This is a genomic window from Pseudomonas coleopterorum, from assembly GCF_900105555.1.
Taxonomy (GTDB): Bacteria; Pseudomonadota; Gammaproteobacteria; order Pseudomonadales; family Pseudomonadaceae; genus Aquipseudomonas; species Aquipseudomonas coleopterorum.
In genome coordinates this window covers 4,806,430-4,820,502 of sequence record NZ_FNTZ01000001.1, presented here as the reverse complement: position 1 = coordinate 4,820,502, position 14,073 = coordinate 4,806,430, and the positions used below count along the sequence as shown (strand labels likewise).

At 62.7% G+C, this 14,073-nt stretch carries 11 protein-coding genes; 3 read left to right on the top strand and 8 right to left on the bottom strand.

What is annotated here, in order from left to right; translation table 11 throughout:
- Position 1: 1 nt before the first annotated feature.
- A complete protein-coding gene (locus BLV18_RS21690; protein ID WP_090361861.1) occupies positions 2–1,711 on the bottom strand; it encodes a ShlB/FhaC/HecB family hemolysin secretion/activation protein in 1,710 nt (569 codons plus the stop codon).
- Positions 1,712–2,162: 451 nt separating this feature from the next.
- Here BLV18_RS21690 and BLV18_RS21685 point away from each other — a divergent pair, with 451 nt between their 5' ends.
- The 3 genes from BLV18_RS21685 to BLV18_RS21675 all read left to right on the top strand — a co-directional run bounded on the left by BLV18_RS21685 (position 2,163) and on the right by BLV18_RS21675 (position 4,868).
- Positions 2,163–2,792, top strand: coding sequence for a LysE family translocator (locus BLV18_RS21685; RefSeq protein ID WP_090361859.1), 630 nt, complete (start codon positions 2,163–2,165; stop codon positions 2,790–2,792).
- A 111-nt stretch (positions 2,793–2,903) separates the two neighbouring features.
- The gene (locus BLV18_RS21680; protein WP_049858995.1) at positions 2,904–3,791 is read left to right on the top strand and encodes a bestrophin family protein; all 888 of its coding nucleotides are present in this window, start codon (positions 2,904–2,906) and stop codon (positions 3,789–3,791) included.
- An 81-nt stretch (positions 3,792–3,872) separates the two neighbouring features.
- A complete protein-coding gene (locus BLV18_RS21675) occupies positions 3,873–4,868 on the top strand; it encodes a zinc-binding alcohol dehydrogenase family protein (protein WP_049858994.1) in 996 nt (331 codons plus the stop codon).
- 3 nt (positions 4,869–4,871) lie between these two features.
- On the opposite strand, the gene BLV18_RS21670 is transcribed toward BLV18_RS21675, so the two are convergent.
- The 7 genes from BLV18_RS21670 to BLV18_RS21640 all read right to left on the bottom strand — a co-directional run bounded on the left by BLV18_RS21670 (position 4,872) and on the right by BLV18_RS21640 (position 13,671).
- Positions 4,872–6,311 carry an efflux transporter outer membrane subunit gene (locus tag BLV18_RS21670; RefSeq protein ID WP_090361857.1) on the bottom strand — a complete coding sequence of 480 codons (1,440 nt, stop codon included), beginning with the start codon at positions 6,309–6,311 and terminating at the stop codon, positions 4,872–4,874.
- Entirely contained in the window at positions 6,308–7,198 is an 891-nt protein-coding gene (locus BLV18_RS21665; protein WP_090361854.1) for an efflux RND transporter periplasmic adaptor subunit, read from the bottom strand. Before BLV18_RS21665 ends, BLV18_RS21670 begins: the two co-directional genes overlap by 4 nt.
- Positions 7,195–7,404: a DUF1656 domain-containing protein gene (locus BLV18_RS21660; RefSeq protein WP_049858991.1), complete on the bottom strand. Its 210-nt coding sequence runs from the start codon at positions 7,402–7,404 to the stop codon at positions 7,195–7,197. The genes BLV18_RS21665 and BLV18_RS21660 overlap by 4 nt, the downstream gene beginning before the upstream one ends.
- The gene (locus BLV18_RS21655; RefSeq protein WP_090361850.1) at positions 7,401–9,491 is read right to left on the bottom strand and encodes an FUSC family protein; all 2,091 of its coding nucleotides are present in this window, start codon (positions 9,489–9,491) and stop codon (positions 7,401–7,403) included. The genes BLV18_RS21660 and BLV18_RS21655 overlap by 4 nt, the downstream gene beginning before the upstream one ends.
- Positions 9,488–9,940: a MarR family winged helix-turn-helix transcriptional regulator gene (locus BLV18_RS21650; protein ID WP_090362490.1), complete on the bottom strand. Its 453-nt coding sequence runs from the start codon at positions 9,938–9,940 to the stop codon at positions 9,488–9,490. The genes BLV18_RS21655 and BLV18_RS21650 overlap by 4 nt, the downstream gene beginning before the upstream one ends.
- Positions 9,941–10,151: 211 nt before the next feature.
- Positions 10,152–11,528: an HlyD family type I secretion periplasmic adaptor subunit gene (locus tag BLV18_RS21645; RefSeq protein ID WP_049858989.1), complete on the bottom strand. Its 1,377-nt coding sequence runs from the start codon at positions 11,526–11,528 to the stop codon at positions 10,152–10,154.
- Positions 11,518–13,671, bottom strand: a complete 2,154-nt coding sequence (locus BLV18_RS21640; protein ID WP_090361848.1) for a type I secretion system permease/ATPase — start codon at positions 13,669–13,671, stop codon at positions 11,518–11,520. The genes BLV18_RS21645 and BLV18_RS21640 overlap by 11 nt, the downstream gene beginning before the upstream one ends.
- Positions 13,672–14,073: the final 402 nt, after the last annotated feature.

Below are 14,073 nucleotides of genomic sequence, written 5' to 3'. Positions count from 1 at the left end.
ATCAGAGAAAGAGGTCTAGGCGAAAGTAGATCGGGGTTTCGCGATCGCTCATCGAGTCGGGGCGTTCCAGCGAATGGGCGAACGTCACCGACGTCGCGAAATGCTGGCCGCGGGCGAACAACTCGACCGAGTTGCTGGACACGCGACCATGCTGGTCGCCGTTGTAGCGATCGCCCCGGATCACGCCCTGGTCGTAGCCCAGTCCGATGCCGTATTCATAAAGGACCGGTCGCAACCAGGCGAGGTTGACCGGACGCGTCCAGCGCAGGTCATTGCGCCAATAGCCGCCGCTGTCACCGGACAGGTTCTGGTCCTTGATGCCGCGCATCGACGACTGTCCGCTCAAGCTCATGCGTTGGGGGCTGAACAACACATCTTCACTGCGCTGCCCGGTGGCCAGGCTGGTGAAGCTGAACGTTTCGCCCCACAGGTTGAAGCCCTGCAGGTAGCTCACGGTGGCGGTGTATTTGCGATAGCGGTCGTTGGGGTCGCCGTGCTGTTCGACCTTGCGACTTTGTGCATCGAAAGCGCCGATGCCTTGCTGCATGCCCAGATCGAGGTTGACGAACGCATTGCCGATACGGCGGCCGTGGTTGATGCCGAACTGGGCCTCGCTGATGCGGTTGCTGCTGACTTCCAGGCGGTTGCCGTTCAAGTAGTTGTTGCTGCGCAGATAGGCCAGGCCGCCGTTGATTGATGTTTTGCTGACTGAGTCGCGATGTATCACGCGCTCTGCGCGAAACTGATGATTCTGGCTGTCACCGTTTTGCTTGAAGGCAAAGCCGTTGCCATAAGCCTGCGAGCCGTATTCGCTCTGGCTGTAGGAATAATTGAAGTTCCACCAGCCCCACGGCACGCTGTAGTACGCCGTGGTGCTTTTGGAGCTGCGATGGTGGTCGCTGACCGCATCGTGGCTGCCGCGCAGTACCAACTGGTCGGCGAGCCCCAAGGGGCTGTCCCAATCAAGACCCGCCCCCCACTGCTGCTGACCGGTGCTGCGCTGGCCATCGTTGTTGCGCGACAGCGAAGCACGCCAAGGCTTTTGTGCAGCATTCCTGACCAGCACGGTACTGCCCCCCACCGCCTCGCCGGGCGCCAGCTCCATTTGTGCACCGTTGGACGGCAGGCGATTGAGCTGGTCGACCAGCTGCTCGACTTCGCGCAAATCGAGCAGCTCGCCTACATGGCCCGGAAAAGCCATGTTCACTTCCCGTGGCGATAACCCGCTGTCATCGGCAGGTCGAATGCCTTCCAGGCGGCCTTCAACCACTTGAAGCGTGAGGATGCCGGTCGACAGGTCCTGTTGCGGCAGGTAGGCACGACTGGTGACCAGGCCCAGTTGCAGATAGCGGTCGGTGACGACCCCGAGCAACTCGTTGAGTTGTGCAACACCCAGGCATTGACCCAGGTATGGCTGCACGAGTTCGGCCTTTTGGGCAGGACCCAGTGCATCGGCGCCCTGAATGTCGATACGCTGGATGGTGAAGCAGCGAGCGTCCTCCACGGCTGGAGGCGCAGGAGCGCTGAGTTGTTCACCAGGCAGGTTCTTGAGGTCATCCAAGCGCTGCCGCTGCTCTTGCAGCAGGCGATCCTGACGGTCGCGAATGAAGTCCTGCTCGCCCGGTGTGGTGGGCGCCGCGAAGACCTTAGTTGCACAACAAAGCAATACCGCGAAATACGGACTTGCACGGCGTCCTGCCCTTGACCACATATTCAATCCTTGATGCCAGAATGGCTTTGTATCAACTCGAAAGGGGCGCGATGATAGGGACGCTGTATATTGACGTCAAGATTAAATAAGTAAGCCTTTGATATTATTGGTAAATTAATCGTTCACATACTCTTCGGGCTCGACTTCTCTCAACTAACATTACTTAAGATTTTTCCTACTAAACAATTCACCAATCCTCATGGACCGCACACTCTTACTTATGGAAGCGAACCATTAAAATTACAGTACGGCCCACACAGAAATCTGATCGCATGATACTAAGAACTCCAATGATGCTGATGTATCGCGGCATGAATCATCACCCGGTCAATCCTCAATGTGGTGAAAACACTTTGCGCTGATCAGCGTTGCGGTGGGCAACGCGTTTCTCTACATTTCCGAAAGCAACGTTCGAGTACCCCGGCCCTTTTTGCGCAAGAGACACAGCACCATGGACCTCACCACCCTCCTGCTCTTCATCCCCGCCTGCTTCGCCTTGAACATGGCCCCAGGCCCCAACAACCTGTTGTCCATCAACAATGCCGCCCACCACGGCTACAAGGCCGCCTGCCTGGCAGGCTTCGGACGTCTGGTGGCCTTCAGTGGGATGATCGCGCTGGCAGCCATGGGCCTGGCCGCGGTCTTGTTCGCTTCCGAGTGGTTGTTCCTGGTCATCAAGACGGTGGGGGCGCTGTACCTGCTCTGGCTGGCGTGGAGCCTGTGGACCGGCGAGCCCGCCGACATGGCAGATGACGCCACGGCCGGCCGTCCGAGCTTGTGGTTGATGCTGCGCCGCGAGTTCCTGATCGCGGCGGGCAACCCCAAGGCGATCCTCATCTTTACCGCGTTCCTGCCGCAGTTCGTCGACCCGCAGCAACCGGTGGGTGCCCAGTTCGCCGTACTCGGTACACTGTTTCTGGTACTGGAGTGGATTGCGGTGGGTCTGTATGCGTACCTGGGCGTGAACCTCAAGCGCTGGCTGAACACAGTGCAGGCCAAACGTCGCCTCAATCGCGCCTGTGGTGGCTTGCTGGGGCTGGCAGGCGTCGGCCTGCTGTTCGCCCGCCGCGGGCATGCCTGAAGTGCCAGTATCGGCCGGTAGCAACTGGTAACGGGCATTCGTTTGGATGCAACGAACCTTGTTGCGAAGTCGACGTCCGACCTAGGCACGCCCATCGCCTGAGGTCCGCTTATGAAAGAAGCCATCGCCAAGAAATACCGTCTGATCATCAAGACCATGGGCTATGTCGGCTGGTCCCTGTTCTGGCTGCTGCTGTGGGATATCGCGGTCACCGTCGACTTCATGCTGTTCCTCAATACCAAGCTGAGCCTGCCAATCATGCCGTTGACCCTGCTGGGCTCGGCGCTGATCGTATTGATCAGCTTCCGCAACAGCAGCGCGTACAACCGTTGGTGGGAAGCTCGGACATTGTGGGGCTTGCTGGTCAACGCATCGCGCAGCTACGCGCGTCAGGTGCTGACCCTGATCGACGACGTAGGTGATGACGTGAACCCGGTCAAGGCCACCCTGTTGCGGCGTCACGTGGCCTACGTGAACTGCCTGGCGGCGCACGTACGGCACATACCCTGCCCACCGGAAGTGGCAGCGTTCATCAGCGCCGAGGAATTCGAACGGCGCAACAGCACCAACAACTTTTCCAACGACCTCATCACCGGCTCCGCTGCCCTGCTGGCGCGTGAATACAAGGCTGGGCGCCTGGACAGCATCCGCCTGGCGCGCCTGGAATCGACGCTGGTGGACATCTCCAACTGCCAGGGCGGCATGGAGCGTATCGCCAACACGCCACTGCCTTTTCCCTACGTCTACTTTCCTCGCCTGTTCATCACCGTGTTCTGCCTGATCGTACCGATCGGCCTGGTAGAGTCACTGGAATGGTTCACACCGCTGGCGTCTACCGTGGTCGGTTTCATGCTGCTGGCCATCGAGCGCATCGGCACCGACTTGCAGAGCCCGTTCAAGGTCAGCGAACACCAGATCCAGATGGATTCGCTGTGCGAGAACATCGAGCGCAACCTGCAGTCGATGCAGCGTGACACGCAGGAAATGCGTTCCGCCTGACCTTCCGCTATCTTCGTGACCACCGAGCGCCCTTTGCCAAGGGCGCATCGATCCTACAGACCTCACCTGGAAAATCCCCTGATGAAAGCCATCGCTTATACCCAGAACGGCGCAGCCTCCGTGCTCACCGACCTGCAACTGCCCGCGCCCACACCGGGCCCGCGTGATCTGCTGGTGCAGGTCCAGGCCATTTCGGTCAACCCGGTCGACACCAAGGTGCGCAGCGGCGCTGCCGTGACCGAGCCGCGCGTGCTGGGTTGGGATGCGGTCGGCATCGTCCAGCAGGTGGGCGATCAGGTCAGCCTGTTCAAGGTCGGTGACAGCGTGTTCTACGCCGGGGCCATCGACCGTCCGGGCAGCAACAGCGAGCTGCATCTGGTGGATGAGCGGATCGTCGGGCACAAACCGCAAAGCCTGGACAACGCCCATGCCGCCGCCCTGCCGCTGACCTCGATCACTGCCTGGGAATTGCTGTTCGACCGTCTGGGCGTGCCCGAGGGCGGTGGTGAAGGCCAGAGCCTGCTGATCATCGGCGCGGCAGGTGGCGTTGGCTCGATCCTTACGCAATTGGCGCGCAAGCTGACCAAGCTGACCGTGATCGGCACAGCGTCGCGGGATGAAACACGTCAGTGGGTGACCGATCTGGGCGCTCACCATGTGATCGATCACAGCCAGCCGCTGGTGGCGCAGCTGGAAGCCATCGGGGTTGGCCAGGTCGACCACGTGGCCAGCCTGACCCACACCGACAAGCACTTCGAGCAACTGATCGAAGCCTTGCGCCCTCAGGGTCAGCTGGCCTTGATCGACGACCCGAAGACCCTCGACGTGATGCCGATGAAGCGCAAGGCTCTGTCGCTGCACTGGGAGCTGATGTTCACGCGCTCGCTGTTCCAGACTCCGGACATGATCAAGCAGCACGAGCTGCTCGAGCGCGTGGCCGAACTGATCGACAGCGGCGTGTTGCGCACCACCCTGGGCGAGCACTACGGGGTGATCAACGCCGCCAACCTGATCCGTGCCCACGAGCTGATCGAAAGCGGCACGGCCAAGGGCAAGATCGTCCTGGAAGGCTTCTAAGCCTCAACGTGCGCCCGGCACCTGCCGGGCGCTTTCCCAACCGCCGCCCAAGGCCAGGAACAGGTTGATCTGTTCCATGGCGACCTGGGTGTTCGCCGCCGCCAGTTGGCCACGCACATCGGTGTAGGTGCGCGTTGCCTGCAAGTCCGCCAGGAACGACGCGCGGCCGGCCCGGAAAAACTGATGGGTCTGATCCGCCGCCTGCTGCGCCGATCGCTCGGCGTCGGCCAGGGCATCGCGACGCTGCAGCAAGGCGGCGTATTGCGCCAGGCCCGTCTGGGTCTCGCGAATGGCGTTGAGCACCACCCCATCGAAATTGGCCAGCGCAGCCTGGGTCGAAGCTTCGGTCTCGCGAATCCGTGCCCGGGCGCCGTTGGTGGGCACGTTCCAGTTGATCAGCGGGCCGATGCCCCAGCGATTGGTTGCCGGATGCCCGAGGTCATCGAGAATACCCACGGTGCCGACCGTGGCGCCGATGCTGATGTCCGGGTACAGCTGACCGGTGGCCACGCCGATGTTGGCGGTGGCCGCCGCCAAACGGCGTTCGGCCTGGCGGATGTCGGGACGACGCTTGAGCAGCGCCGCACCATCGCCCACCGGCATCAGCTGATTGATACGCGGCAGCTCGGCGCAGCTGGCCACGTCGGCAGGCAGCTGTGCAACCGGCGTGGCCAGCAGCATCGATAATTTGTACAGGCCCGCCTGACGCGATGCCTGATAGCGCGGCAGCTCCGCGCCCAGGGACTTGTATTGGGTTTCGGAGCGCGTGACCTGGGTTTCGTCGCCACGGCCGGCATCGCGCAGGCGCTGGGTCAGTTGCACGCCTTCCTGCTGCAGTTCGAGCGAATGCCGGGCGATCTCGTATTCTTCGTTGGCCGCGCAGACCTGGGTATAGGCGCGCACCACATCGGCTACCACGGTAATGCGCGCCGTATCCGCTGCGGCCTGGGTGGCGTCGGCGTTGGCGCGTGCCGCCTCGATGCCGCGCTTGAGCGTCCCCCACAGGTCGAACTGGTAGGACAGGTTGATGGACGCGCTGCCCAGGTTATCCACCGGCAGCTTTTCGGTCAGCAGGAACGCTTCGCCCGACTCCTGCACACGTTGCGCCTCGGCCTTGGCATTGAAGTCGAAGCCGCCTTCGGCCTGGGCCTGCTCGATCTGCGCACGGGAGCGGGCAATGTTCGCCGCCGCCACGCGCAGGTCAGTGTTGGATGCCATGGCCTGGCGCACCAGCGCATCCAGGCGAGGGTCGTGGTACAGCTTCCACCAGTCCTGCGGGACCGGCGCCGACACCACATTGCTGTCGCCTTCGGCCAGCGAGCCCTGCAAATCGGCTCGGTTGAGCGCCGCCGCCTCAGGGGTATGGTAGTCGGGCCCGACCATCTGGCAGGCCGACAACAGCAGCGCCGACGCGAGGGCGGAAAGACGCAGGGCCTTGCTCATTGCGCCGCTCCCGCCACCACACCGTCTTCGATGATCGACACCGTGGCCGTGCGGCCGGCGATCAGGCGATAGCCCTCGGGCAGGCTTTCGAAGGCGATGCGCACGGGAATCCGCTGCGCCAGGCGCACCCAGCTGAAGGCCGGATTGACGTTGGGCAGCAGGTTGCTGCCACTGCTGCGATCGCGGTCTTCGATGCCGGCCGAGATGCTCTGCACCCGGCCTTGCAGACGGGTGTTGTCGCCCATCATACGAATGTCCACGGCCTGGCCAACGTGAATCACGCCCAGTTTGGTTTCCTCGAAATAGCCATCGATATGAAACGAGGTGCCATCCACCACGGCCAGCACGGCGCGGCCTGCGGTGACGAACTCGCGCGGGCGTGGCGCGCGGTCGTTGATGAAGCCGTCCACCGGGCTGCGGATCACCGAGCGATCGAGGTTCAGTTGCGCGGCATCCACGGCGACCTGGGCTTCGGACAACGCAGCCAGGGCACGCAGTTGCCGCGACTGGCTCTCTTCGAGCTGCTCGCGGGCGACCAGGTTGCCCAGGCCACGGTTGCGCCGCAGTTCACGCTCGGCCTGGGCCAGGGTTTCCTTGCGCTCGGCCATGCTCGCCTGGGCCTGACGCAAGGCCAGGCGGAAACGATCCTGATCGATGGTGAACAGCACGTCTCCGGCCTTGATCGGCTGGTTGTCGTGCACGTTGACGTGTTCGATCAGGCCGGACACGTCCGGCGCGATCTGGATGATGTCGGCGCGGACATGGCCGTCACGGGTCCAGGGCGCATACATGTAGTACATCACCATGCGCCAGACGATGAACGCCGCCAGGCACACGAACAGCAGGGTCAAGACCAGGCGGCCAAAGGTAAGTATCGGTTTTTTCATAGCATCAGGCTTCGACAGAGAGCGTCCACCGCGCCGAGCAGCACAGCGTAGAGAGCGACGTTGAAAAGAGCCCGGTGCCAGACCAGGCGGTAGAAATGCAGGCGGTTGAGCACGCCATGCAGCAACAGAAACAGGCCGTAGGTGAACACCATCATCACCAGCACGGTGGGCAGGAAGATCCCGCTGATATCCAGTTCACCAATCACAGCGGAGCTCCATCGATGCCATGCGGCAGTTGTTCGGCGGCCTCGCCCGCCTCGGTGACCACTTCGGTACCCGGCAGCAATGCCAGGCGCAGGCCGCTCAAGGCATGTAGCAGATGCTCGCGCGCCTCTTCGGCCTCGGCCATGGCCTGCACCGTCAAACCACGGCGCGCGCGGTCCATGGTCATGAGCAGACCCATCGGGGCGGGCAGGCGTTCACCGGCTTTGCGACAGGCCTGGAAATACCCGCCCACCTCTTCGATCACCTGATGCAGCAACGGCTGTACGGCAGCCGGCACACGCGGGCTGTAGGCCTGCATGTCGAGCAGGTTCAGCGCCACGCGGACATCGCGCAGTGCCGCGCTGGTGTCCTGGCCGGTCATGGTCAGGCGTGGCAGGTGCTGCATCAGCCGGTCGAGCATCTGCACGCCCATCGCGCGCTGTTCGGCCAGGCTCGCCGGGCGGGTGATGTGCACTACGTCGCGCCAGCTGAACCGGGTCAGGCGCTTGGCCGCCAGCTCCACGCCGAAGGGCCGCACCACCAGGGTCCAGACGAAAGCGAACAACAGGCCCACCGGACCGGCCAGGTTGCTGTTGGCGAAATTCATGAAGTCCGCGTCGTAGGCGCCCTGAATGCTGATGAAGGACGAGGTGTTGACGATGGTCAGCAAGGTGCCGAGGAAAAACCGCGGCTGCACGGTCAAGGTACCGACGACGATGAAGGGCACCGAGAAGGCCAGCACCAGCATCGGAAAGTCATGCAGGTTGGGCAGCACCAGAAACAGGTAGAGGCTGGCGAACACCACGGACATCACGGTCCAGAAGAAGAACCGGTAGATCTGCGGTGCGGGGTCGTCCATGGCAGCGAAGAAACTGCAAGCCACGGCGGCCAGGATCACTGCGCTGGCACCGTCGGTCCAGCCCAGCAGAATCCACAGTACCGATGCGACGATGATCGCGGTGACCGTGGAGAACACCGAATACAGCATCAGCCCGCGGTCCAGGAACGGCTTGAGTCGTCCCAGCCGCCAGTGGCGGTAGACCGCTCGCCATGGCAGGCGGCTGTCGGTCTTGATCGCCAGTTCCAGGCTGCGCAGGTCCTGCCACAGGTCGATCCATTCGCCCAACCGGTACACCGCATTGGAAAACATCAGTTCGCGGCGGTCATCCAATTGCTCAGGGGTTGGCCGCAGGGCGTGCAGTTCATCGCGCAGCGCTTGCCAGCGGGCCTGATCGGGGTCGTCCACACTGTCCTTGAGCCATTGCCGAGCAGATGCCATGACCGGCGCCAGGCGCTCTACCAATTCGGGGGTACGGCGCTCGATGGCGAACAGCGCGTCATCCAGCGCATCGATAACCGGCAGCAGATGGATCATGCGCCCGCGCAGCTCCCTGGCATTGCGCACCAGCTGTGGCCGCGCCCCTTCGTGGGGAAGCTGGCCGATCATCATCTCCAGCGAATTGAACGTGCCGACCATGGCCGAACGCAGCGGGCCGACTTCCTCGCCTTTGACGTCCCGCGCCAGGAAGTGATCGCTGTAGCCGGCGGCATCGTCGAACCACTTGCCAGCGGCACCGACGAACACCGGCGTGAGCCGGCGCGGCCAGAACATCGCGCCCACCACGGCGGCGCAGACGATGCCCAGGCAGATCTCCTGAAAGCGCGAGCTGGCGATGTCGAACACCGCCGTGGGATTGTCCACCACCGGCAGGGCGATCAACGGCAAGGTGTAACCCGACAGCATGAAGGCGTAGCTGTTGGCAGTGCGCAGGTGCAACGACAGGTACAACAGGGTGCCGGTCCACAGGGCAATCACCGTGGCCAGCAGAAACGGCGTCTGCACGAACAGCGGCACGAACAGCACCGCCGCCGCAGCGCCGGTGAACGTCCCCACCGCACGGTACACCGCTTTGGAACTGGTGGGCCCGACGAAAGGACTGGAAACGATGTAGACGGTCGCCATCGCCCAATACGGGCGCGGCATCTGCAGGATCATGGCGATGTACAGGGCAATCATCGAGGCGGCGAAGGTTCGCACGCCGTAGAACCAATCCCGGGCCGGGGGCACATCGCTGAAGAAACCTTTCACGGGTAACCACCGGGCGTGCCCTGTCCCGCTTCCTCGAAGGCACGCACCACACGCAGAGCCGCCTCCAGGTCCGCCGGGGCGATGTCCTTGAGCACTTCACGGCGCAAGCGCACCAACTCGCCTTCGATGGACTCGGCCAGGTCGCGGCCACTCGGTGTCAGGCTCAAGGCCTTGGCGCGGCGGTCGGTGGGGTCTTCGGTGCGAACCACGTAGCCGGCCGTGCACAGTTGGTCGAGCAGGCGAACCAGTGAGGGGCTTTCCAGGCCAGCGGCCTGCGCCACCGTGACCTGGCGGACACCGTCGCCCAGGCGCACGATCAGTAACAAAGGCACGGCGCAGGCTTCGGACACACCATAGTTGGCCAGGGTGGCCTGACAGATTCGCCGCCAGTGGCGCGAGGCAACCACCATGCCGCTGCTGATGTTCAACTGGAGCTTGTCGATATTCATCGGGAAGGTGCGAATATTCATAGTTTGCTAACTATCTATATTCGCGGAACGGAAACATTTCGTCAAGAATGCCCGACCGAATGTAATCCCTTGTAGGAGCGGTCATCGGCCGCGGAGAACACGCCGCAGGGTGTCAGACACATCCACAAACCGTTCGCAGCCGCAGACCGCTCCTACAGTGGAACGTGAGCGGCCGCGAGCAGGTAACTCCTTACCGCTCGTGCAATGCCTCGGCGCGGGACTTGATGATCGGCTTGAGCAGGTAGCTCAGCACGCTCTTCTTGCCGGTGATGATGTCCACCGAAGCCACCATCCCGGGAATGATCAGCAGCGGCTTTTCATCGGAGCCCAGATGACTCTTGTTGGTCCGCAGCTTGATCAGATAGAAGGTGTTCTTCTTCTCTTCATCCTGCACGGTGTCGGCGCCGATCTGTTCCAGGGTGCCTTCCAGACCGCCGTAGATGGTGTAGTCATAGGCCGTGAACTTGATCATCGCCTTCTGCCCCGGATGCAGGAACGCAATGTCCTGCGGACGAATCCGCGCTTCCACCAGCAGGCTGTCATCCAAAGGCACGATCTCGGCCATGTCGCTACCCGGCTGGATCACCCCACCGACCGTGTTGACCAGCACCTGCTTGACGATCCCGCGCACTGGCGAGGTCACCATGGTACGGCTCACCCGATCTTCCAGCCCCTTGGCCGTGGCCTGGGTCTTGGCCAGATCGGTACGCGCCTCGTTCAACTGCGTCAGCGCCTCACTGCGGAATTTGCCGCGGGTCTCGTCGATCTTGCGCTGGACCTCACCAATCGCCGCCTGCGCACGCGGCACTGCCAGCGTGGTGCCGTCGAGCATGCCGCGGGTTTCCACTTCCGAACGGCGCAGACGCAGCACTTCGACGGGCGAAATCGCGCCCCTGGCCACCAGCGGTTCCGACATGCTGATCTCCTGGCGCAGCAGGTTCAGGCTGTTGCGGTACTGCTCGGCCTTGGAGGTGAACTCACGCAGCTCCTGCTGACGCTGCACCAGCTGCTGCTGCAGGCCGCCGACTTCATCGGCCAACTGCTGGCGACGGCTCATGTACAGCGACTCTTCGTTGGCCGCCTGGCTGGGCACTGACTTGCGCGCCTGGGCGGTGATGTTCAGCGGCCGGTTTTCCACCTCGGCACTCAGGCGCTCCACGCGCAGCTCCATGGCCACACGGTCGGCTTCGGTTTCGCCGACGTTGGACGCGAAGCGCGTGTCGTCCAGGCGAATCAGCGGCGCGCCCGCTTCGACGATCTGCCCTTCCTTGACGTAGATCTGGGCGACGATACCGCCCTCCAGGTTCTGGATTTTCTGGATGCGCGAAGAAGGAATCGCCTTGCCGTCGCCCTTGGTCACCTCGTCGATCACCGCAAAGTGCGCCCAGGCGAGCAGAAACACGAAGAACGCGATCACGCCCCAGATGGTCAGGCGCACGATGCGCGGCGCATCGTCGATCAGCGCCTTTTCGACCTCGGGCAACGGCTGGCCATCGAGCGAATCGGAGCCCTTGAAGTAGCGCACCAGGGAATTCTTGAAGCCGCCGGAGGAGGATTTAAGCAACACTGATCTGCCCCTTCTTCAACGCTTCCATGACGGCAGCCTTCGGCCCGTCCGCCAGAATCTGCCCGCGGTCGATCACCAGCAGGCGGTCAACCAGGCTCAGCAACGACGCACGGTGGGTAACCAGAATCACGGTCTTGTTCTCGATGACGGCTTGCAGGCGCGCTTTCAGGCGCTCCTCGCCGGTGTTGTCCATGGCGCTGGTGGGTTCGTCCAGCAAGAGAATCGGTGGATTGAGCAACAGCGCCCGCGCCAGCGCCACGTTCTGCCGCTGACCGCCAGAGAGATTCTGTCCGCGCTCGCCAACCTGCAGTTCATAGCCCTGCGGATGCAGGCGGGCGAACTCGTGCACACCGGCCAGTTCGGCGGCCTGCAGGACCATCTCGTCATCGACGTAGCGGGCGCCCGACACCAGGTTGTCACGCAAGGTACCGGCCAGCAGTTGGATGTCCTGCGGTACGTAGCCGATGTTGTGGCGCAGCTCGCTGACATCGATCTGGCGAATGTCCACGCCATCGACCAGCAGCGAGCCGGCGTCAGGCTGGTACAGCCCTACCAGCAGCTTGGCCAGCGAGCTCTTGCCCGAGCCACTGCGGCCAATGATGCCGATCTTCTCGCCGGGGCGCACGGTCAGGTTGATGCCGTGCAGCGCCTGGTTCTGCTGGTTCGGGTAGGTGAAGTCGACGTTGCGGAACTCCATGGCCCCCTGCAGCACCTGGCGGCTCATCGGGCGCTCGTCGAAATTGCGCTCCTGGGGCAGTTCCATCATCTGGTCGACCGAGACCATGGTGACCTTGGCCTGCTGGTAACGGGTCAGCAGACCGGACAGTTGCGCCAGCGGCGCCAGCGCGCGGCCACTCAACATGTAGCAGGCCACCAGGCCGCCCATGCTCAGGTTGCCTTCGATGATCTGGTAGACACCGAAGATGATGATCGCCACACCGGCCAGTTGCTGAATCAGCAAGGTGATGTTCATGGCCAGGCTGGACAGCGTCTTGACCCGCAATTCCAGGCGGCTGAGCGTACCGATGGTCTGTTCCCACTGGTACTGGCGCTCGCTTTCGGCGTTGTTGACCTTGACCGCATCGAGGCCACCCAGGGTCTCGATCAGGCTCGACTGGCGCTCGGCGGCCAGCGCCATGGTGCGCTCCAGGGTCTTGGTCAGGGGCTTTTGCAGGAAATGCCCGATGCCCAGCGCCAGCGGGAACGCGATGATCGGAATCCACACCAGATGCCCGCCCAGCAAGGCGATCACCAGCAGGATGAGGATGGTGAACGGCAGGTCGATCAGGCTGGTCAGGGTCAGCGACGTGAGAAAGTCGCGCATGCCCTGGAATTCATGAATGTTCTGCGCGTAGCTGCCCACGCGCGCCGGACGGTTTTTCATCGACATGCCGACGATGCGTTCGAACAGCGTGGCCGAGATGATCAGGTCGGTCTTCTTGCCGGCCAGGTCCAGGCACAGGCTGCGCAGCCCCTTGAGCAGCAGGTCGAAGAGGTAGGCACCGCAGATGCCCACCGCCAGCACCCACAGGGTCGCGGTGGCCTGGTTGGGCACGACGCGGTCATAGACGTTCATCACGAACAGGGGCGCGGCCAGGGCAATGATATTGATCACCAGGCTGGCGGCGATGGCGTCGGCATACAGCCAGCGCGAACGCTTGAGGGTGTCGCGGAACCAGGAATGGGCACGCGGGATCAGCGAGCCATTGGTAACGTCGAACTTGTGCTGCGGCTGGGCGAAAAACACCCGGCCGGTGAAATCCTGAACCAGCGTTTCGCGCGCCACGCGCACTTCACCACCATCGCTTTCACTGAGCAGCAACCGCGCGGTATCGCCTTCCCAGCCCAATAGCACGGCGCAGCGCGCGTCCTTGAGCATCAGCATGGCCGGCAGGGCTATGGACGGAATCTGATCCAGCTTGCGTTGCAGTACACGGCCTTGCAGGCCGGCGCGTGCAGCGGCGCGCGGCAGCAGGTCAGCGGTCAGACGCTGCGAGGGCAACGGCAGGCCGGTGGTCAGCATGGCCCGGCTGGCGGGCTTGTGATGCAGCGAGCACAGGGTCAGCAGGCCGTCGAGCAACGGATCATCGTGCTGGCTGCGTGGGTCCTGGCTGAGTAGTACCGAACTTAATTCCGAATCCACGCTGACACTCTCTTATCGCTCATTGAACACCTCGACCCTATCAGGATCAGTTCATCCCGCCTGGTCTGGCAGCGGTTTGGGTTGCATTTGCACAAGGGATGCCAGCGTACACGCTGGTCGCTGGCTTCGCATGAGCTCGTTTGGCAAACGGATGCACGGCGAGTCGAGCAACCTGGATAGCCATGGGGTGTGTTTCATCGCTGATTCAATCCGACCGGGGTGAGCAGTCGTTTCGCCAATCAACAGTCAGTGGCCATTTGGCATCCGTGCCCCGGTGAAAAAATTTCTTCAATCAACACAAGGAGTTAGCCTTTATAACTTGCACACCAACAATTACGAACTTTCCGTTGTGATGTTTGTCCATCCACCCATGTTGTGTGCCTGACATATAACGGTAAGCCT